The following is an 18286-nucleotide window of genomic DNA, read 5'->3' on the forward strand; positions in this document are numbered from 1 at the left end:
GCGTAGTCTCCGCCCCGACATTACTTCGCTGCGGGGGGATTCGCGATGTATATTGCGCTTGGCGTCATCGTTCTGGTCGCGCTCTATCTCGTCTTCATCTACAACGGCCTGGTTCGTGCGCGGCAGATGGCGGAAGAGGCCTGGTCGGGCATCGACGTCCAGCTCAAGCGTCGCGCCGACCTGATCCCGAACCTGATCGAGACGGTCAAGGGTTATGCCGCCCATGAAAAGTCGACACTCGAAGAGGTGGTTGAGCTCCGCAACAAGGCGCAGGCCGTGCCATCGGGCGATGTCGCGGGCAGGGCCCAGGCGGAAGGGCTGCTCGGCCAGGCGCTCGGTCGGCTCATCGCGCTCGCCGAAGCCTATCCCGATCTCAAGGCCAACCAGAACTTTGCCGAGCTGCAGGCTTCGCTGGAAACCATGGAAGGCGAGTTGCAGATGGCGCGCCGTTATTACAATGGCGCGGCCCGCGACCTGAACGTCAAGGTCGAAAGCTTCCCGTCCAATCTGGTCGCCGGCCAGTTCGGTTTTGCCAAGCGGGACTATTTCGAAATCACCAACGAGGCCGACCGCGCCGTCCCCACCGTGAAATTCTGACGATCCGGCATTTTGCCTTTGCCAGAAAGCGATTAAGAGCAAGGGCGGATTGCGGCCGGTAATGGTCGCCTTATGGACGGAAGAACAGCATGACACGCACAGCCAAACTCACGATCACCCCGCCGGGCAAGCCGCTTTCGGGCCGCGCCATGCCGCCGGGCTCCAAGTCGATCACCAACCGCGCGCTTCTGCTCGCCGGCCTTGCCAAGGGCACCAGCCGGCTGACGGGCGCGCTGAAGAGCGACGATACGCGATATATGGCCGAAGCGCTGCGGGCCATGGGGGTTTCGATCGACGAGCCCGATGACACCACCTTCGTCGTCACCGGCAGCGGCAGGCTGCAGCCGCCGAAGGCGCCGCTCTTCCTCGGCAATGCCGGCACCGCGACACGCTTCCTGACGGCGGCGGCGGCTCTGGTCGACGGCACCGTCATCGTCGACGGCGACGAACATATGCGCAAGCGCCCGATCGGCCCGCTGGTCGAGGCGATGCGCACGCTCGGCATCGACGTGAGCGCCGAAACCGGCTGCCCGCCGGTCACCGTCAGGGGCACCGGCCGCTTCCAGGCCGACCGCATCCGCATCGACGGCGGCCTGTCCAGCCAGTATGTCTCGGCGCTGCTGATGATGGCGGCCGGCGGCGACCGCCCCGTCGACATCGAACTCGTCGGCGAGGATATCGGCGCGCTCGGCTATATCGATCTGACCACCGCGGCGATGAAGGCCTTCGGCGCCAAGGTCGACAAGACCAGTCCGGTGACCTGGCGCGTCGAGCCGACCGGCTACCGCGCCGCCGACTTCATCGTCGAGCCCGATGCCTCGGCTGCGACCTATCTCTGGGCCGCCGAGGTTCTCACCGGCGGCGCGATCGATCTCGGTGTTCCCTCCGATACCTTCTCGCAGCCGGATGCCCGCGCCTATGACGTCATCGCCACATTCCCGCACCTGCCGGCAGAGATCGACGGTTCGCAGATGCAGGATGCCGTTCCGACGCTTGCCGTGCTTGCCGCCTTCAACGAGACGCCGGTTCGCTTCGTCGGCATCGCCAATCTGCGCGTCAAGGAATGCGACCGCATTCGCGCACTGTCCACGGGGCTCAACAATATCCGCGAAGGTCTGGCTGTCGAGGAGGGCGACGATCTGATCGTTCATTCAGATCCTGCTCTCGCCGGTCAAACGCTGCCGGCCGAGATCGATACCTTTGCCGATCACCGTATCGCCATGAGTTTCGCGCTCGCCGGGCTGAAGATCGACGGCATCACCATTCTCGATCCCGATTGCGTCGGCAAGACTTTCCCTGCCTATTGGCGGACACTGGCGGCACTCGGCGTGACATATCGGGACAAGGATTGACGAAAACGCAGCCGAGGCTGCCGACGGAGAGACAGGGATGGGGCGTCGGTTTTTCGGATTTTGCTTTGCACTGCTGTTGATGCTCGCCGCCCCGGCGGCCTTTGCCGCCGAGGTGATCGACAATTTTGCCTCCGACATCGTGCTGGAAAAGAGCGGCGCGATGACGGTGACGGAAACGGTCACCGTCAATGCCGAGGGCGACCGGATCAATCACGGCATCTTCCGCGATTTTCCGCTCTATTTCACCGATGCCTCGGGCCGTCGCCGCAGCGTCGATTTCGATATGGTGTCGGTCCAGCGCGATGGCGCGGATGAGCCTTGGCACACTGAATCGATATCGGGCGGCATCCGCATCTATGCCGGTTCTGCCGATGTGACGGTGACACCGGGCCGTCATCGATATGCCTTTACCTACAGGACCAACCGGCAGATCCGTTATTTCGACGATCATGACGAACTCTATTGGAACGTCACCGGCAATGGCTGGATCTTCCCGATCCGCTCGGCGACGGCGACGGTGACGCTGCCACCGGGTGTCACTGCCACCGAGACGACCTTCTTCACCGGCCGGCAGGGCGCAACTGGAAAGAACGCCCGCGCCAGCGAAACCGGCGCCGGCATCGTTTTTTCCACCACCGCGCCTCTCGGTCCTAACGAAGGCCTGACCTTCGCGATCAAGATGCCGAAGGGCTCGATCGATCCGCCGAGCACGGATATGGAAAGCACATGGTGGCTAAAGGACAACCGTGATTATTTCATCGGCTTCGGTGGGCTGATCCTGGTTTTCGCCTATTATCTCAGATCATGGCTGAAGGTCGGTCGCGATCCTGCCCGCGGTGTCGTCGTGCCCCGCTGGGACGCGCCTGATGGTATCTCGCCGGCACTGGTCAACTACATCGACAATAAGGGCTTTTCCGGCGAGGGCTGGACCGCCCTTTCCGCCACCGCCCTCAATCTTGCGGTTCGCGGTTACGTCAAGCTCGAAGATCTGAAGAATTCGATTGTCATCCGCGGCACCGGCAAGGCGCTCGGCAAAGAGAAATTCCAGGCCGGCGAGATCGAACTGCTGAAGGCCGCTGGCGGCGCCGGCAAGACGCTGACGATCGACAAGGCCAATGGCGAGCGGGTGAAGTCCGTCGGCCAGGCTTTCCGCTCGGCGATCGAGAAAGAGCACCGCGGCAAATATTACAATTCCAACCTCGGTTATACCACGGGCGGCATTGCGCTCAGCGCCGCCGCCCTGGTGGCGCTGTTCGTCTTTGGGTCGCTGCAGCCCGACACCATCGCGCTGATGCTGATCCCGATCGCCATCTCGGTCTTTGTCGCGGTGTTCGTCGCCGGCTTCATGCGGTCGCTGCATCGCGGCAGGTCGCTGTTCGGCAAGATCATCGCCATCATTGCCACGGCGATCGGCGTTTTCGTCGGCATCAGCATCCTGGCGACCGTGGTCCTGGCGCTTGCCTCGTCGCTGGTGGAACTGCATGAAACGCCGATGCTGTTTGCCGTCGGCGGCATAGTACTGCTCAACATCCTCTATTTCTTCATCATGGGCGCGCCGACCCCGCTCGGCGCCAAGATGATGGATGGCATAGACGGCTTGCGCCAATATCTGACGCTGGCCGAGAAAGACCGGATGAACACGGCAGGCGCGCCGGAAATGTCGCCGCAGCATTTCGAGACGCTGCTGCCCTATGCGGTGGCGCTCGGCGTCGAAAAGCCCTGGTCGCGCACCTTCGAAACCTGGCTTGCGGCAGCCGCTGCCGGTGCGGCTGCCACCTATGCGCCCGCCTGGTATTCCGGCAATTTCAACAGCGGCAGCTTTTCCGATCGTATCGGCGGCTTTTCCTCGTCGATGGCCTCGACCATCGCTTCGACGATTCCGGCACCGCCGCCATCCAGCTCATCCTCCGGTTTTTCCGGCGGCGGTTCGTCGGGCGGCGGTGGAGGAGGCGGTGGAGGCGGGGGCTGGTAGCTTTCCCGCTTGACCTTTGGGCCCTTGGCCCTTAACCGCCAGGGGCAAAAGGAAAGGGTCGCGCATGAAGGTTCTGTTGATCGGATCGGGCGGACGCGAGCATGCGCTCGCCTGGAAGCTGGCGCAATCGCCGTTGATGACCGAATTCTACGCCGCACCCGGCAATCCCGGCATCGGCGAACACGCCGTCCTCGTGCCCATCGACATCGCGGATCATGAAGCGGTCGCGGCCTTCTGCAAGGACAAGGCGATCGATTTCGTCGTCGTCGGCCCGGAGGCGCCGCTGGTTGCCGGCCTCGCCGACCGCTTGCGTGCCGATGGCCTTGTGGTTTTCGGTCCGTCCGCCGCTGCGGCCCAGCTCGAGGGCTCCAAGGGCTTCACCAAGGATATCTGTGCCCGCTACGGCATTCCCACAGGCGCCTATCAGCGTTTCAACAATGCGCCGAAGGCCAAAGCCTATATCCGCGCCCAGGGCGCGCCGATCGTCGTCAAGGCCGATGGCCTTGCCGCCGGCAAGGGCGTGACGGTCGCGATGACGCTGGATGAAGCCCTGGCCGCGGTCGACGACTGTTTCGAAGGCGCCTTCGGCGCTGCCGGCGCCGAAGTGGTCGTCGAAGCCTATCTCGACGGCGAGGAGGCGAGCTTCTTCTGCCTCTGCGATGGCAAACATGCGCTGCCACTTGCAACCGCCCAAGATCACAAACGGGTGGGCGAGGGCGATACCGGCGTCAATACCGGCGGCATGGGCGCCTATTCGCCGGCGCCTGTGATGACCGCGGAGATGGTCGAGCGCACCATGAAGGAGATCATCGAGCCGACGATGCGCGGCATGGCCGAGAGCGGTCATCCCTTCTCGGGCGTGTTTTTCGCCGGGCTAATGATCACCCGGAAGGGACCGGAGCTGATCGAATACAATGTCCGCTTCGGCGATCCCGAATGCCAGGTGATGATGATGCGGCTGAAGAGCGATCTGCTGCCGCTGCTGCTTGCCACCGCCAACGGCACGCTCGACCAGGTCAAGGCCGAATGGAGCGACGATCCGGCGCTGACGGTGGTCATGGCCTCCAAGGGTTATCCGGCCGCTTACGAGAAGAACACGCCGATCCTCTCCCTGCCGGATGCAGGTAAGGGCGAGAAGGTGTTTCATGCCGGCACGGCTCTGAAGGACGGCGCGCTGGTTGCGACCGGCGGCCGCGTGCTGAACGTCACCGCCACCGGCGGCACGGTTGCCGAGGCCAAGGACCGCGCCTATGCGCTGCTCGACAGGGTGACCTGGGAAAACGGCTTCTGCCGGCGCGACATCGGCTGGCGGGCGATCGAGCGCGAAAAAGCCTGAGATACGGTGTAAACGACCGCATTCTTTAAATTTTTACCCTTTCCCCTGACGGGATGGAAACAAAGCTGCGCTATACCGCTCCCATAGTGAGACGGAGGTGCGTTGATGCGTCAGATTTTCCTCGGTGCGGCAATCCTGCTGATGGCAGGTTCTGCGATGGCGTCCTCGATAGAGGTGGTCGGCAAGACCGCGCCGCGCGCTGACGGCAGCATCGTCACCGAAAGCTGTGCCAATTGTCCGCCGCTCCAGGCCGAAGTGAGCAAGAAGGACTACACGGTGCCGGAGCTGAAGCCCGGCGTCCTCCAGGCGAGTGAAATCCGCGACGTCGGCGGCGAAAAAAAGATCTATCGCACCGAAGGCTGGATGGGCGGCTCGCCCGTCGTCTTCGTCAGCAAGGCGACCCCGGAAGCGATGCTTGCCGCAGCACCCTCCGCCCCGCCGGCCGACGGCATCGACATGAGCGCAACGACCGCCGCCGTCATCGGCGGCGACGCCAAGCCTGTTGCCGCCGGCATGGCGGAACAACCGGCAGCCCTCAACGTTTCCGAATTCGAACTGCGCTTTTAGAGCAACTTCCAGGAAAAGTGCGAAGCGGTTTTCCGTCCGGAATTGCGTAAAGGCAAAAACTTCCCTGCCCCACCTGATCAAGGTTTCGATCGTTTGGGGGTCCACCACTGGTGGACCGAATGCACCCTCGATGAGCAGCGGGGGTGCATTCCTGTTTTGATGCGCCGGGCAAGCTGAGAGTTCGACATGATATTGGGCCGGCGGATGAAAATCCGGCGTCTGCCTTGTAACTCTACCCCCTGATTTTGAGGGAAGTTCGCGCCGCGTCCAATAAAATTAAAGCTTTTTTATAGGGTAAGCATCAATTGTTACTTACCCGGTCGCAGCATGTTTGTTTTAGCAGCGGTAGACGCGCTCTCTTTTTCGGCGCGCTCGCACAGGCGGTAGAAAACCGCACCGGAATGCAGCCATTCATTCCCGTTGCGAGGCGTCATGAAAAATTTGAAGATATCGAAGCAGCTCATATTGCTGGTCGTCGGCCTGATGATCGCCTTTGCGATCGCCACCTCCCTGCAGATCCGCTCTTCGGTCGATGCGATCTACAAGGAGCGCTATGACATGCTCCGCGCCGAGGTTCAGTCGGCGGTCTCCGTTCTCAAGCTTTACCAGGCCAAGGTAACCGCGGGCGAAATGACGCTGGAGGAGGCCCAGAAGCAGGCCTATGCCACCGTCAACGGGATGAAATACGATCCGGACGGCTATTTCTTCGGTTATAGCTACGACGTCCAGATGGTGTTCCACTACGATGCGTCGAAAGTCGGGCAGATCAACAAGGGCCAGCCGGACAGCAAGGGCAAGCTCTATCGCGATGAGCTGGTCAAGCTCGGGCAGCAGGGCGGCGGTCTCGTCGAATATTATTCCACGGTCAAACCGGGCCAACCCGTCGGCGATTATCGCAAGACCGCCTATGGACAGGCCTTCGAACCCTGGAAAATCGTCGTCGTCACCGGCGTCTACATGGACGATCTCGATGCGCAGATAAACAGCACGATCCTGACCGCGCTCTCCGGCAGCATCGTTCTGTTCTTCCTCGCCATGGCGGCCGCCTACCTCGTCATCCGCGGCATATCGGGACCTCTCAACAACGTCCATGCCGCCCTGAAGGCCGTCGCCGAAGAGGACGTTTCCATCGCCATCCCGCATATCGGCATGAACAATGAAGTCGGCATGATGGCCAAGGCGACGCAGTCGCTGCAGGAAAAGATCAGGGAGCGCCATGCGATGTCGGATCGCGAGGCGGCCCAGCAGCTGGCGCTGGAAAGCGAGCGCGAGAACAATCAGCGCCAGCAGCAGGATGAGGCAGCGCTCCAGGCGCGTGTGGTGGCGACCATCGGCCAGGCGCTGGAGATGATCGCCCGTGGCGACCTCACCGTGCGCTGCGCCGATCTCGGCCAGAAATACGCCGCCCTGCGCGACAACTTCAATGATGCGCTGTCGCATCTCGAAGCTGCCATGGCCAAGGTCAGCGCCAAGGGCACCGATATCGGCACCAGCAAGGAAGAGATCCGCCGCGCCTCCAACGAGCTGTCGCAGCGCACCGAGCGCCAGGCGGCCAGCCTGGAAGAAACCTCCGCTGCCCTCGACGAACTTACCGTTGCCGTCCGTCAGACGGCCGATGGCGCCCATGAGGCGAGCAAGCGGGTCCACTCGGTCAGCACCGAAGCCAACCATAGCGACGCGATCGTCACCCAGGCGATCGAAGCGATGAGCGGCATCGAGAAGTCGTCGTCGGAGATTACCAAGATCATCGGCGTCATCGACGAGATCGCCTTCCAGACCAACCTCTTGGCGCTGAATGCCGGCGTCGAGGCCGCGCGTGCCGGTGAATCCGGCAAGGGTTTTGCGGTCGTCGCCCAGGAAGTGCGCGAACTTGCCCAGCGTTCCGCCGCGGCCGCCAAAGAGATCAAGGACCAGATCGCCCGCTCCTCCAGCCAGGTCGACCATGGCGTCCGTCTGGTCGGCGAGGCCGGCGAGGCGCTGAAGCGCATCTCCGACCAGATCAAGGCCGCCAACGAGATCGTCGCCAAGATCGCCCACAGCGCTTCCGAACAGGACACGACGCTGCGTTCGATCTCGTCGTCGATGAACCAGCTCGATGCCGCCACCCAGCAGAATGCCGCCATGGCCGAAGAGACCACGGCATCGGCCGAGACGCTCGCCAGCGACACCGACGAGCTGATCGACCTCATCCGCGGCTTCCGCGTCAGTGGCGAAAGCGCTGCCCCGGCCATGCATCAAGGTCGCCGCGCCGCTTAAACGGCGCGGAGGCAACAAGCCTTTTCATCACCAAATTCTTAGCGGCCGTCGGTTCTCCGGCGGCCGTGCCGTTTGAAGCTCATTGCGCGATACGTTCGATCAGCCGTTCGATCTCTCGATCGGAAAACACCTCGATCCCCTCAGCTTTCAGCGCTGCCGCCGTCACGCCGTTGCCGGCCTGCTTGCGGCCGGAAAAGGTGCCGTCATAGATGAAACCGGATCCGCAGGACGGACTGCCGTCGATGAGCAGCGCATAACGGCAGCCGGCCTGCCTGGCGAGCGCCACGGCATTTTCTGCCGCCAGCAGGAACTCTTCCGTCACATCGGCGCCCGTCAGTTCGACAACCCGCGCCTTGCCGGCCAGCACCTCTTCGCCGGTTGCGGCCTCTGCGATCTCCGCCGGCGACCGCGGCACCGTCATGCCCGCCGACATCTCCGGACAGATCGTCACCAGCCGGCCCTCGGCCCGCCATGTCTCGATCACCGGATGAAGCAACGGCTTCGCCCGCCCGTCATAGCGGACGGCGTGCCCCATGAGACAGGCGCTGACGAGAATCTTGCTTTGCATGTCTGCTTGAATAGCGCCGTAATGGCGGCAACGCCATCCGGCCGAAGCAGAACATCACCCCGAAATCTTCGAGAAATCCGCAACCGTTCCGGTCGCCTCGCGGATTAGCCGCAGCAGGGCGAGACGGTTGGCGCGGATGGCGGCGTCCTCGTCGTTGACGAGCACGTCTTCGAAGAAGCGGTCGACCGGACCACGCAGCTTGGAAAGCGCTTCCATCGCCGAGCGGAAATCTTCCCGGGCGACCGCGTCCGAGGCATCCTTCGAGGCGCCTGATATTGCGGCGAACAGCTCTTTCTCGGCATCGAGCGTCAGAAGCGCCGGCGACACGCCATCGGCAATCACAGTGCCCTTCTTTTCCTCGGCGGCGAGCAGTTGCGTCGCGCGCTTGGTGCCGGCAAGCAGGTTCTTGCCGTCTTCCGAGGTGATGAAGGCCGTCAGCGCTTCGACGCGGCGCGCCACCATCAACAGGTCGTCGGCATCTGAAGTCAGCACGGCATCGATGAGATCGTGACGGGCGCCCTGATCGCGCAGATAGACCTTGAGACGGTCGTGGAAGAAGGAGAGGAGATCGATATCCTTCGTCGTCGCCAGCAGCGGCAGGCGGATCCTTCGCTCCAAGAGGATCCTGACGACGCCGAGGGCCGCCCGCCGCAGCGCGAACGGGTCCTTCGAACCGGTCGGCTTTTCATCGATCGCCCAGAAGCCGATCAGCGTATCGAGCTTGTCGGCAAGCGCGACCGTGATCGCCACTCTGTCCTCCGGCACGCGGTCCGACGGGCCCTGCGGCTTGTAATGGTCCTCGATCGCGGCGGCAACGGAGGCATCCTCGCCCTGCAGCGCCGCATATTTGCGGCCCATCAAGCCCTGCAGTTCCGGGAATTCGCCGACGGCTTCGGTGCGCAGATCGGCCTTGGCCAGCACGGCGGCGCGATCGACGAGAGCCGGGTCGGCGCCGGTGATGTCGGCCAATTGCTTGGCGAGCGCGCGGATGCGGGCGACACGCGCGCCCTGTGTGCCGAGCTTGGCATGGAAGGTCACGTCAAGCGCATCGAGCTTGGCCATGCGCTGGTCGAGCGGCTTCTTGATGTCGAGGCCGAACTTTGCCGCCGAAGCTGAGAGCGTTTCGAGATCCGGCAAATTGCCCTGATCGCGTTTCCAGAAATGCAGCGCATCCGAAAGCCGGGCCCGCACGACCTTGCCGTTGCCGTGAACGATTTCCTTGCCGCCGTCGCTTGCCTGGATATTGGAGACGAGGATGAACTTGTTAGAAAGCGTCTCTTCACCCTGTTTGCGGGTGACAAAACACTTCTGGTTGGTCTTGATCGTCAGCCGGATGATTTCCGAGGGGATCGAGAGATAATCCTCCTCGAAGCTGCCCATCAGCACCTGCGGCCATTCGACGAGGCCGGAGACTTCCTCCAGCAGGCCTTCGTCTTCCACCAGCTCCAGCCCGTTGGCAAAGGCGATGTCGCGGGCGTCGTGCAGGATAATGTCCTTGCGGCGTTCGGCATCGAGGATGACCTTGGCCTTTTCCAGGTGCGCCGCATAATCCTCGAAGCGCCGGACGGTGATCGCCTCGGGCGCATGGAAACGATGGCCATAGGTGATGTTGGAAGCGGTGATGCCGTCGATCTCGAGGGGGATGACGGTGGTTTCTTCATGCTCCGGGCCGAAGGTGCAGACGATCGATTGCAGCGGCCGCACCCAGCGCAGCGCGCCGGGCTTGGAGGAAGCCTTGCCCCAGCGCATCGATTTCGGCCAGGGAAAATCGCGGATGATGCCAGGCATGATATCGGTGACGATCTCTTCGGTCGCGCGGCCGGGCTTGGAAATGACCGCGACGTAGAAATCGCCCTTCTTCGGATCGCTTACCACCTGCGCCTCGGAGACCGAGGAAAGGCCGGCGCCGCGCAGAAAACCTTCGATCGCCTTCTCGTTGGCGTCGGTGCGCGGTCCCTTGCGCTCCTCGCGCACATCGGCCGAGCGTGCCGTCAGGCCGTGAATGTCGAGCGCCAGTCGCCGCGGCGTCCAGTATTCGCGCGCGCCCTCGTAGGACAGGCCCGCTTCGACAAGCGCATCGGTGACGAGCTTCTTCAGGTCGCCAGCAGCCTTGCGCTGCATGCGGGCCGGAATCTCTTCGGAGCGGAGTTCGAGAAGAAGGTTTGGCATGTCGAATTTCCTTGCCTCCCACGACCGGGGAGGGATGGCGTGGGCGCCGGGTCAAAACGTTGCTTCTGCTAGCAAAGAATGGCGCATCTGCACAACCGCAAAATCGCCGTCTTTCCGGCATGCTTATCCTGTGGATCGGCGTCTGCCTGATAACTCCAACATTGCCTTGCCGCTTTTCGCCGCTATGGTCCCGCCACCTCAGTCGAAACAGGAAATCCCCAGGAACCCCATGGCCGCAGACCTCCGTTTCCTCGCAGCCCGCATCTCCGCCGAAATCAACGCCCGGCCCGACCAGGCCAAAGCCGCCATCGAGCTGCTCGACGAAGGCGCCACCGTGCCCTTCATCGCCCGCTACCGCAAGGAAGTGACGGGCGGGCTCGACGATACGCAGCTGCGCAATCTCGCCGAGCGGCTGGTCTATCTGCGCGAACTCGAAGCCCGGCGCGACGCGATCGTCGAATCGATCACCGGCCAGGGCAAGATGACCGACGAGCTGATGGCCAAGGTCTCAGGCGCCGAAACCAAGGCCGAGCTCGAGGATCTCTATCTGCCCTATAAGCCAAAGCGCCGAACTCGCGCCGAAATCGCCCGCGAACGCGGCCTCGGCCCGCTTGCCGAGGCAATCCTCACTGAGCGCACCAGCGAGCCGGCGGTCCTGGCCGAAGGCTTCGTCACCGCCGACGTGGCGGATGTGAAGACGGCGCTCGAAGGCGCGCGCGACATCATCGCCGAAGGCATTGCCGAAAATGCCGACCTGCTCGGCAGATTGCGCGCTCATATGCGCCAGGCCTCGCTGCTGAAGGCCAGGGTGGTCGACGGCAAGCAGGCGTCGGGCGAGAAGTTTTCCGATTATTTCGACCATTCCGAACGCTGGGCGACCGCGCCGGGACACCGCGCGCTTGCCATGCTGCGCGGCTGGAACGAGGAGGTGCTGACGCTGACGATCGAGGCCGACGCCGAGACCGCTTCTCCGAACAAGCCGGTCGAACGCATGATCGCGGCCGCCTACGAGATCGGTGCGACCCGCCCCGGCGATCGCTGGCTGATGGAGGTCGCAAGCTGGACCTGGCGCGTCAAGCTCTCCATGTCGCTGTCCCTCGACCTGATGCGCGAACTGCGCGAAAGGGCCGAAGAGGAGGCGATCCATGTCTTCGCCCGCAATCTCAAGGATCTGCTTTTGGCCGCACCTGCCGGCTCGCGCGCGACGATGGGCCTCGATCCCGGCATCCGCACTGGCGTCAAGGTCGCCGTCGTCGACGGCACCGGCAAGGTGGTGGCGACATCGACCGTCTATCCCTTCCAGCCGAGGAACGACGTGCGCGGCGCCCAGATCGAGCTCGCATCGCTGATCCGCAAGCACAATGTCGAACTGATCTCGATCGGCAACGGCACCGGCAGCCGCGAAACGGAAAAGCTGGTGGCCGATATGCTGGCCGAGTTGCCGGCGCCGAAGCCGACCAAGGTCATCGTCTCGGAAGCCGGCGCCTCGGTCTATTCCGCCTCGGCGACCGCGGCGGCCGAGTTTCCCGATCTCGACGTGTCGCTGCGCGGCGCCGTCTCCATCGCGCGGCGCCTGCAGGATCCGCTGGCCGAACTCGTCAAGATCGAGCCGAAGTCGATCGGCGTCGGCCAGTATCAGCACGACGTCGACCAGCAGAAGCTGTCACGTTCGCTCGATGCCGTGGTGGAAGATGCGGTGAACGCCGTCGGTGTCGATCTCAACACCGCGTCTGCACCGCTGCTGTCGCGCGTTTCCGGCCTCGGCCCGTCGATCGCCGATGCCATCGTTCGCCACCGCGACAGCGAAGGCCGTTTCGAGACGCGAAAGGATCTCCTGAAGGTCGCCCGCCTCGGCGGCCGCACCTTCGAGCAATGCGCCGGTTTCCTGCGCATTCCCAACGGCAAGGAGCCGCTTGATTCCTCCTCGGTGCACCCGGAGGCCTATGGCGTCGCCAAGAAGATCGTCGCCGCCTGTGGCCGCGACCTGCGTGCGCTGATGGGCGACAGCGCCGTGTTGAAATCGGTCGATCCGCGCCAGTTCATCGATGAGAAATTCGGTCTGCCGACGGTCAAAGACATCATCGCCGAGCTGGAAAAACCCGGCCGAGACCCTCGTCCGAGCTTCAAGACCGCGACCTTTGCCGAGGGCGTCAACGAAATTTCCGACCTGAAGCCCGGCATGGTGCTGGAAGGCACGGTGACCAATGTCGCCGCCTTCGGCGCCTTCGTCGATATCGGCGTGCACCAGGATGGTCTGGTGCATGTGTCCCAGCTTGCCGATCGCTTCGTCAAGGATCCCCACGAGGTCGTCAAGGCGGGCGATGTCGTCAAGGTGCGGGTCGTCGAAGTCGACCCGAAGCGCAAGCGCATCGCTCTGTCGATGAAACGCGATGACGGTTCTGCCGCACCGCCGCCGCGTGGTGATTCTCGCGGCAACCAGGGCTCCCGGCCGCAGAACGAGCGCCGGCCGGCGCCTGCCAAGCCGGAGAGCCAGGGCGCCTTCGGCGCGGCGCTTGCCGAAGCCATGAAGAGAAAATAAGGGTTTAGCCGGTGTTTCGGCAAAAATGCAACAGTTTGGCAGCGTTCTGAAGGGAGTGCTAAATCCGGCGCTTGTAAGGCGAATGAGAGCTACTAAGTTGATGTGACCATCCTGTCACATTTGCGAGGCGTCCATGGCGTCGGCTTTCCTTTCGATCGTCCAGCAAATCATCCGCAAGGGTTCATTGAAGCTTACCCTTGCCAATGGCGAGACCCACACTATCGGCGACGGCACGGGTGAAACCGTTGTCGCCCGCCTTGCCGATCAGGAGGCCGAGGACGCCATCCGGCGCGACCCGACCATGAAGCTCGGCGAAATGTACATGCAAGGCCGGTTCATTCTCGAACAGGGCAACATCTACGATTTCCTGTCGCTGGTGAAACAGAACACCACCAACGAAATCTTCGATTTCAAGATGGCGGCACTGCTCCTCGGCCGCATCGCCTGGCAGCAGCTGAAGAGCCGCGTGCCGGTCAATCGCAACAAGCACAACGTCGCCCATCACTACGACCTGTCGGCCAAGCTCTTCGATCTTTTCCTCGACGAGGACTGGCAATATTCCTGCGCTTATTTCGAGCCGCCGGGCATCGGTCTCGACGAGGCGCAACTCGCCAAGAAACGCCATATCGCCGCCAAGCTTCTGCTTGAACCGAACCAGCGCATCCTGGAGATCGGCTCCGGCTGGGGCGGCATGGGCATGTATCTGACCGAGGCGACCGAAGGCGCCGATTTCACCGGCATTACGCTGAGCGAAGAACAGCTCAAGGTCTCGCGCGCCCGCGCCGAAAAGCGCGGTCTTTCCGATCGCGTGCGTTTCGAGCTGCAGGACTACCGCACCATGACGGGCAGGAAGTTCGACCGCATCGTCTCGGTCGGCATGTTCGAACATGTCGGCATCGGCAATTACGGCAATTTCTTCCGCAAGGTATCAGATCTCCTCGACGATAACGGCGTCATGGTGCTGCATTCGATCGCCCGCCCGAAGCCGAGCTTCGGCACCAATGCCTTCATCGAGAAATATATCTTCCCGGGCGGCTACATCCCTTCGGTCGGCGAGGTGGTGCCGCCGCTCGAAAAGGCCGGGCTGCTGGTCAAGGATATCGAAATCCTGCCGATGCATTATGCCTATACGCTGCGCCATTGGCGCGAGCGTTTCGTGGCGCGCAAGGCCGAAGCGGTGGCGCTTTACGACGAGCAGTTCTTCCGCATGTGGGAATTCTACCTGGCGGGTTCCGAAATGGGTTTCCGCTGGGACGAGCTCTTCATTCTGCAGATCCAGCTCGCCAAGAACCAGTTCGCCGTTCCCGACAACCGCAGTTACATCGCGCGCAACGAGGCCAAGCTGAAGGAATTCGAGGCGAGGCGTGCGCCGCTTGAGAAGGTGGCGTTCTGATCCCGAAGTGCCGAGGCCCGCAGGACCTTCGTCGAGGGACCGGCTATCATGAAAGGACGTGCGGATGAGCAGTGCGTTTCCCGAGATCTACCTGGTCCGCCACGGTGAAACCGAATGGAGCCTGTCCGGGCGCCATACCGGACGCAGCGATATTCCCCTGACGGCGAATGGCGAGGAGGCTGCCCGCAAACTCGCCGGCCGGCTGGCGGGCCTCTCCTTCTCCGCAGTCTGGTCGAGCCCGTCCGCGCGGGCCCGCAAGACCTGCATGCTCGCCGGATTCGGCTCGGGCGCGGTGATCAAGGAGGAACTCGCCGAATGGGACTACGGCGCCTATGAAGGCATCACGACCAAGGCGATCCTTGCCGACCGCCCCGGCTGGCAACTGTTTCGCGATGGTTGCCCGAATGGCGAATTCGCCGCCGATGTCGGCGCCCGCGCAGACGCCGTCATCCATGCGCTTCGCGAAGCGGCAAGCACCATCCTGATCTTCTCGAGCTCGCATTTCCTGCGCGTGCTCGCCGCCCGCTGGCTCGGCCTGCCGCCGGAAGGTGGGGCGTATTTCTCTCTCGATACGACCAGCATCAGCGTGCTCGGTTATGAGCACGACCTGACGGAACCGGTCATCCGCCGCTGGAACCAGCGCTAGTGTACGATCGCCTCCCTCGTTGCCGTGGTCAACATTGGGGTAACGAGATCCGGATAAATGGAATGAGCGCCGCCCTCCGCGGCTTTTGTTTTGCGTTTTCTGGAGTGCGGACGTGTTTCATCGATCAGTCGTATCGATCTCTTTGGCCATTGCCCTTTTTTCTTTTGGTTCGGCAGCCGCGCAGGAAAGCGGCCAGCACTTCTGGTCCGGCGACTGGTATCTGAGCGTCGGCGTTGCCGGCTTCTCCGCGCCGAAATTCGAAGGCTCGTCGCACAATGAATTCAAGTTCAGCCCGCTGATCTCGGTCGGCCGCCAAGGCGCCGGGCCGCGCTTTTCCTCGCGCAACGACAATCCTTCCTTCGCCCTCATCGACAAGGGCGCCTTCCGCGCCGGTATCGTCGGCAGGTTCGTCCCGTCGCGCGATGACGGCGACGGCAACGAGCTGAAGGGCATGAAGAAGGTCAAATGGGGGGCGGAAGCCGGCGGTTTCCTAGAAGTCTACCCGACCGATTTCCTGCGCGCCCGCGCCGAAGTCCGCCAGGGCATTCGCGCGCATGACGGCGTCGTCGCCGATCTCGCCGTCGATGCCTTCACCGATATCGCGCCCGACCTGCAGCTATCGGGCGGCCCGCGCGCAACCTTCGCCACCAGCGGCTATTACGACGCCTATTACGGCGTCAACGCCAAGCAGGCGGCGGCAAGCGGGCTTGATCCTTATAAGCCCTCGTCGGGCATCCAGTCCTATGGCGCAGGCACGGCGCTCACCTGGAAGGCGACGGAAAACCTCCAGGCAAGTTCCTTCCTCGAATATAAGCGGCTGGCCGGTCCCGCCGCCGACAGCAGCCTCGTGCGTGAGCGCGGCTCGAAGAACCAGCTGCTGATCGGCGTTTCGGCGACCTACAAGTTCAATTTCTCGCTGCAGTGATTGACGGCGCTGCGCGTCGTTCAGACGCGCAAGGACACCGTAACGCTTTGAATTGGCGTATAATTTCATCCCGGGATCGATTCCGGTCGAGGGAATGGCGAAGAGCAGGGCAATGATCGCTTCTTGACCGGATCGGCGGCCCGCCGCTAGATGAGCGGCATGCACGATACTGGCGACTTCAACGACCGCGTTTCCGACGCACCTTCCGATAACTGGGTCTACCGGATCCTACCGCCATGGCTCTGGCCCTATGCGCAGCTCGCGCGCTGGGATCGCCCGATCGGCTGGCAGCTCTTGATGTGGCCGTGCTTCTGGTCGGCGACCCTTGCCGCCAATGCGGCAATCGGCGAGGGGAACTATTCCGGCAGCGTACTGGTGTCGCACTTGTTCCTCTATTTCATCGGCGCGGTCGCCATGCGCGGCGCCGGCTGCACCTATAATGATCTCGTCGACCACGAGATCGACATGGAAGTGGCGCGCACGCGGTCGCGTCCGCTCCCCTCCGGCCGCGTCACCCGCCGCCGGGCGAAGATCTTCATCGGCCTGCAGGCGCTGGTCGGCCTCTTCGTGCTCTTGCAGTTCAACTGGTTTACCGTTTTCCTCGGCGTGCTCTCGCTTGGCATTGTGGCGCTTTATCCCTTCGCCAAGCGCTTCACCGACTGGCCGCAATTCTACCTGGGACTTGCCTTCTCCTGGGGCGCATTGATGGGCTGGGCCGGCATATCAGGCGGCCTCTCCTTCGCTGCCGTCCTGCTTTATGCCGCCTCCGTCGCCTGGACGATCGGTTACGACACGATCTATGCGCATCAGGACAAGGAGGATGACGAGCTGATCGGCGTCCGCTCCACCGCGCGGCTGTTCGGCGACAGGACGCGGCAATGGCTGATCGGCCTTTATGGACTGACGTTGGTGCTGATGTTCATTGCTTTCGCGCTCGCCGACGCCAATCTCATCGCGTTTCTGGCTCTGCTCGGCGCCGCCGGCATGTTCGCCTGGCAGATCGTCCGGCTCGATATCGATGATGCCGCCCAATGCCTGGCGCTCTTCAAATCGAACAACCGCGTCGGCCTGATCATCTTCTTCGGCCTCTTCGTCTCGCTGCTGTTCGCCATTCCCTGAATGGGACGATGCATGAAACGATAAACCCGGCGCGGGCGCCGGGTTTCAAAATGGTTCCGAAGCGACGTTTGCGAATGGAACTGTCGCTTTTTTGTTCAGTTGCGGGCGATGATTTCCTTACCTTCGATCTTCATGGCGACACCCAGCCGGCCGGTGGTGCGGCGCACGAGGAAGCGCGGGCGGCGATTGGCGAAGTAGGAATGACGGCGGCGTGGCTTGATGTCGCTGGTGCGCAAGGCGCCGATATGCTCTTCGAGCGGACGGGCGACGCCATCGGCTTCGACCATCAGCATCGGGATGCGGAAGGCTTCGGACCAGTTGCGCCAGTCGGCGGCGATGTCGCTGAGATCATGGGCGACGAGCAGCGGAATGCAGAGCTCCGGATCGGCGTGGTGAAGCTCGAGCGTCACGGTGACTTCGCCGTCGCCATGGTCGATGGCGCGGGCGGCGACACCCTGGAAGACGCGCTTTGGCAGCGCAATCGAGAGCGGCAGGCCGCTGGAGGGCAGGACCTTGCGCAGGACCGCGCCGCGTTCGTCTATCGTGATACTGACGTCATCCGAACAATCATGGATGGCATAGCTGACCTGTTGGGGAAAGCGGGACGGATCGAGGCGTAACGTCGTGCCAGCCCAAGCGGGCTTCATAACGGGATTGTTCATTTCATTCTACCCTTGTCTTACCTGAGAGCCGATTTCCGGTCTTCTCCTTGGGACTTTTCGTCCTCTATGGCCGACAATAGGCACCCGCCCTTCCGTACAGCTTAAAAATTGCGGTTAAGAAAACTTTGCCTCCTCTGATGGTTATCAAAACCGAATCCGGCAAGGTTTCCGGAAGGTGAACGGTG

The 18286-nt window shown here is 62.8% G+C and carries 14 protein-coding genes; 11 read left to right on the plus strand and 3 right to left on the minus strand.

The window, feature by feature from the left end:
- The first annotated feature begins 45 nt into the window (after nt 1–45).
- From FHT75_RS06705 to FHT75_RS06730, 6 genes are all read left to right on the plus strand, one after another.
- Complete coding sequence (locus FHT75_RS06705) at nt 46–597, plus strand: LemA family protein (protein ID WP_097542856.1); 552 nt, start codon at nt 46–48, stop codon at nt 595–597.
- A gap of 89 nt (nt 598–686) precedes the next feature.
- Nucleotides 687–1949, plus strand: a complete 1263-nt coding sequence (locus tag FHT75_RS06710; protein WP_097622962.1) for a 3-phosphoshikimate 1-carboxyvinyltransferase — start codon at nt 687–689, stop codon at nt 1947–1949.
- 37 nt (nt 1950–1986) lie between these two features.
- A complete protein-coding gene (locus FHT75_RS06715; protein WP_097622961.1) occupies nt 1987–3921 on the plus strand; it encodes a DUF2207 domain-containing protein in 1935 nt (644 codons plus the stop codon).
- Between the two features lie 64 nt (nt 3922–3985).
- Nucleotides 3986–5257, plus strand: coding sequence for a phosphoribosylamine--glycine ligase (purD, locus tag FHT75_RS06720; protein WP_028756688.1), 1272 nt, complete (start codon nt 3986–3988; stop codon nt 5255–5257).
- 105 nt (nt 5258–5362) lie between these two features.
- Nucleotides 5363–5824, plus strand: coding sequence for a plant virulence effector HPE1-like domain-containing protein (locus FHT75_RS06725; protein ID WP_028756689.1), 462 nt, complete (start codon nt 5363–5365; stop codon nt 5822–5824).
- Between the two features lie 432 nt (nt 5825–6256).
- A complete protein-coding gene (locus FHT75_RS06730; protein ID WP_063476435.1) occupies nt 6257–8080 on the plus strand; it encodes a methyl-accepting chemotaxis protein in 1824 nt (607 codons plus the stop codon).
- A gap of 79 nt (nt 8081–8159) precedes the next feature.
- Here FHT75_RS06730 and FHT75_RS06735 read toward each other — a convergent pair whose 3' ends face one another.
- Together FHT75_RS06735 and glyS are read right to left on the minus strand one after the other, a co-directional pair.
- The gene (locus FHT75_RS06735) at nt 8160–8648 is read right to left on the minus strand and encodes a DUF523 domain-containing protein (RefSeq protein ID WP_047613861.1); all 489 of its coding nucleotides are present in this window, start codon (nt 8646–8648) and stop codon (nt 8160–8162) included.
- A gap of 54 nt (nt 8649–8702) precedes the next feature.
- Nucleotides 8703–10817 carry a glycine--tRNA ligase subunit beta gene (glyS, locus tag FHT75_RS06740; RefSeq protein ID WP_097622960.1) on the minus strand — a complete coding sequence of 705 codons (2115 nt, stop codon included), beginning with the start codon at nt 10815–10817 and terminating at the stop codon, nt 8703–8705.
- Between the two features lie 229 nt (nt 10818–11046).
- Between glyS and FHT75_RS06745 the strand changes: the two genes are divergently transcribed.
- The 5 genes from FHT75_RS06745 to ubiA all read left to right on the plus strand — a co-directional run bounded on the left by FHT75_RS06745 (nt 11047) and on the right by ubiA (nt 17439).
- Nucleotides 11047–13356, plus strand: a complete 2310-nt coding sequence (locus FHT75_RS06745; protein ID WP_097622959.1) for a Tex family protein — start codon at nt 11047–11049, stop codon at nt 13354–13356.
- A gap of 133 nt (nt 13357–13489) precedes the next feature.
- Nucleotides 13490–14749, plus strand: coding sequence for an SAM-dependent methyltransferase (locus tag FHT75_RS06750; RefSeq protein WP_028756694.1), 1260 nt, complete (start codon nt 13490–13492; stop codon nt 14747–14749).
- A 64-nt stretch (nt 14750–14813) separates the two neighbouring features.
- The gene (locus FHT75_RS06755) at nt 14814–15395 is read left to right on the plus strand and encodes a histidine phosphatase family protein (protein ID WP_028756695.1); all 582 of its coding nucleotides are present in this window, start codon (nt 14814–14816) and stop codon (nt 15393–15395) included.
- A 112-nt stretch (nt 15396–15507) separates the two neighbouring features.
- Nucleotides 15508–16320, plus strand: coding sequence for a MipA/OmpV family protein (locus tag FHT75_RS06760; protein ID WP_097622958.1), 813 nt, complete (start codon nt 15508–15510; stop codon nt 16318–16320).
- Between the two features lie 159 nt (nt 16321–16479).
- The gene (gene ubiA / locus FHT75_RS06765; protein WP_097623001.1) at nt 16480–17439 is read left to right on the plus strand and encodes a 4-hydroxybenzoate octaprenyltransferase; all 960 of its coding nucleotides are present in this window, start codon (nt 16480–16482) and stop codon (nt 17437–17439) included.
- 95 nt (nt 17440–17534) lie between these two features.
- On the opposite strand, the gene FHT75_RS06770 is transcribed toward ubiA, so the two are convergent.
- Entirely contained in the window at nt 17535–18101 is a 567-nt protein-coding gene (locus FHT75_RS06770) for a DUF6101 family protein (protein WP_028756683.1), read from the minus strand.
- Nucleotides 18102–18286 lie beyond the last annotated feature (185 nt).

The organism is Rhizobium sp. BK112 (assembly GCF_014193215.1).
Classification (GTDB): Bacteria; Pseudomonadota; Alphaproteobacteria; order Rhizobiales; family Rhizobiaceae; genus Rhizobium; species Rhizobium anhuiense.

What these genes read in the sequence shown, in the direction of transcription:
- FHT75_RS06705 (WP_097542856.1), top strand. Translation starts at nt 46, where the DNA reads ATGTATATTGCGCTTGGCGTCATCGTTCTGGTCGCGCTCTATCTCGTC.
- FHT75_RS06710 (WP_097622962.1), top strand. Translation starts at nt 687, where the DNA reads ATGACACGCACAGCCAAACTCACGATCACCCCGCCGGGCAAGCCGCTT.
- FHT75_RS06715 (WP_097622961.1), top strand. Translation starts at nt 1,987, where the DNA reads ATGGGGCGTCGGTTTTTCGGATTTTGCTTTGCACTGCTGTTGATGCTC.
- purD (WP_028756688.1), top strand. Translation starts at nt 3,986, where the DNA reads ATGAAGGTTCTGTTGATCGGATCGGGCGGACGCGAGCATGCGCTCGCC.
- FHT75_RS06725 (WP_028756689.1), top strand. Translation starts at nt 5,363, where the DNA reads ATGCGTCAGATTTTCCTCGGTGCGGCAATCCTGCTGATGGCAGGTTCT.
- FHT75_RS06730 (WP_063476435.1), top strand. Translation starts at nt 6,257, where the DNA reads ATGAAAAATTTGAAGATATCGAAGCAGCTCATATTGCTGGTCGTCGGC.
- FHT75_RS06735 (WP_047613861.1), bottom strand. Translation starts at nt 8,648, where the DNA reads ATGCAAAGCAAGATTCTCGTCAGCGCCTGTCTCATGGGGCACGCCGTC.
- glyS (WP_097622960.1), bottom strand. Translation starts at nt 10,817, where the DNA reads ATGCCAAACCTTCTTCTCGAACTCCGCTCCGAAGAGATTCCGGCCCGC.
- FHT75_RS06745 (WP_097622959.1), top strand. Translation starts at nt 11,047, where the DNA reads ATGGCCGCAGACCTCCGTTTCCTCGCAGCCCGCATCTCCGCCGAAATC.
- FHT75_RS06750 (WP_028756694.1), top strand. Translation starts at nt 13,490, where the DNA reads ATGGCGTCGGCTTTCCTTTCGATCGTCCAGCAAATCATCCGCAAGGGT.
- FHT75_RS06755 (WP_028756695.1), top strand. Translation starts at nt 14,814, where the DNA reads ATGAGCAGTGCGTTTCCCGAGATCTACCTGGTCCGCCACGGTGAAACC.
- ubiA (WP_097623001.1), top strand. Translation starts at nt 16,480, where the DNA reads ATGCACGATACTGGCGACTTCAACGACCGCGTTTCCGACGCACCTTCC.
- FHT75_RS06770 (WP_028756683.1), bottom strand. Translation starts at nt 18,101, where the DNA reads ATGAACAATCCCGTTATGAAGCCCGCTTGGGCTGGCACGACGTTACGC.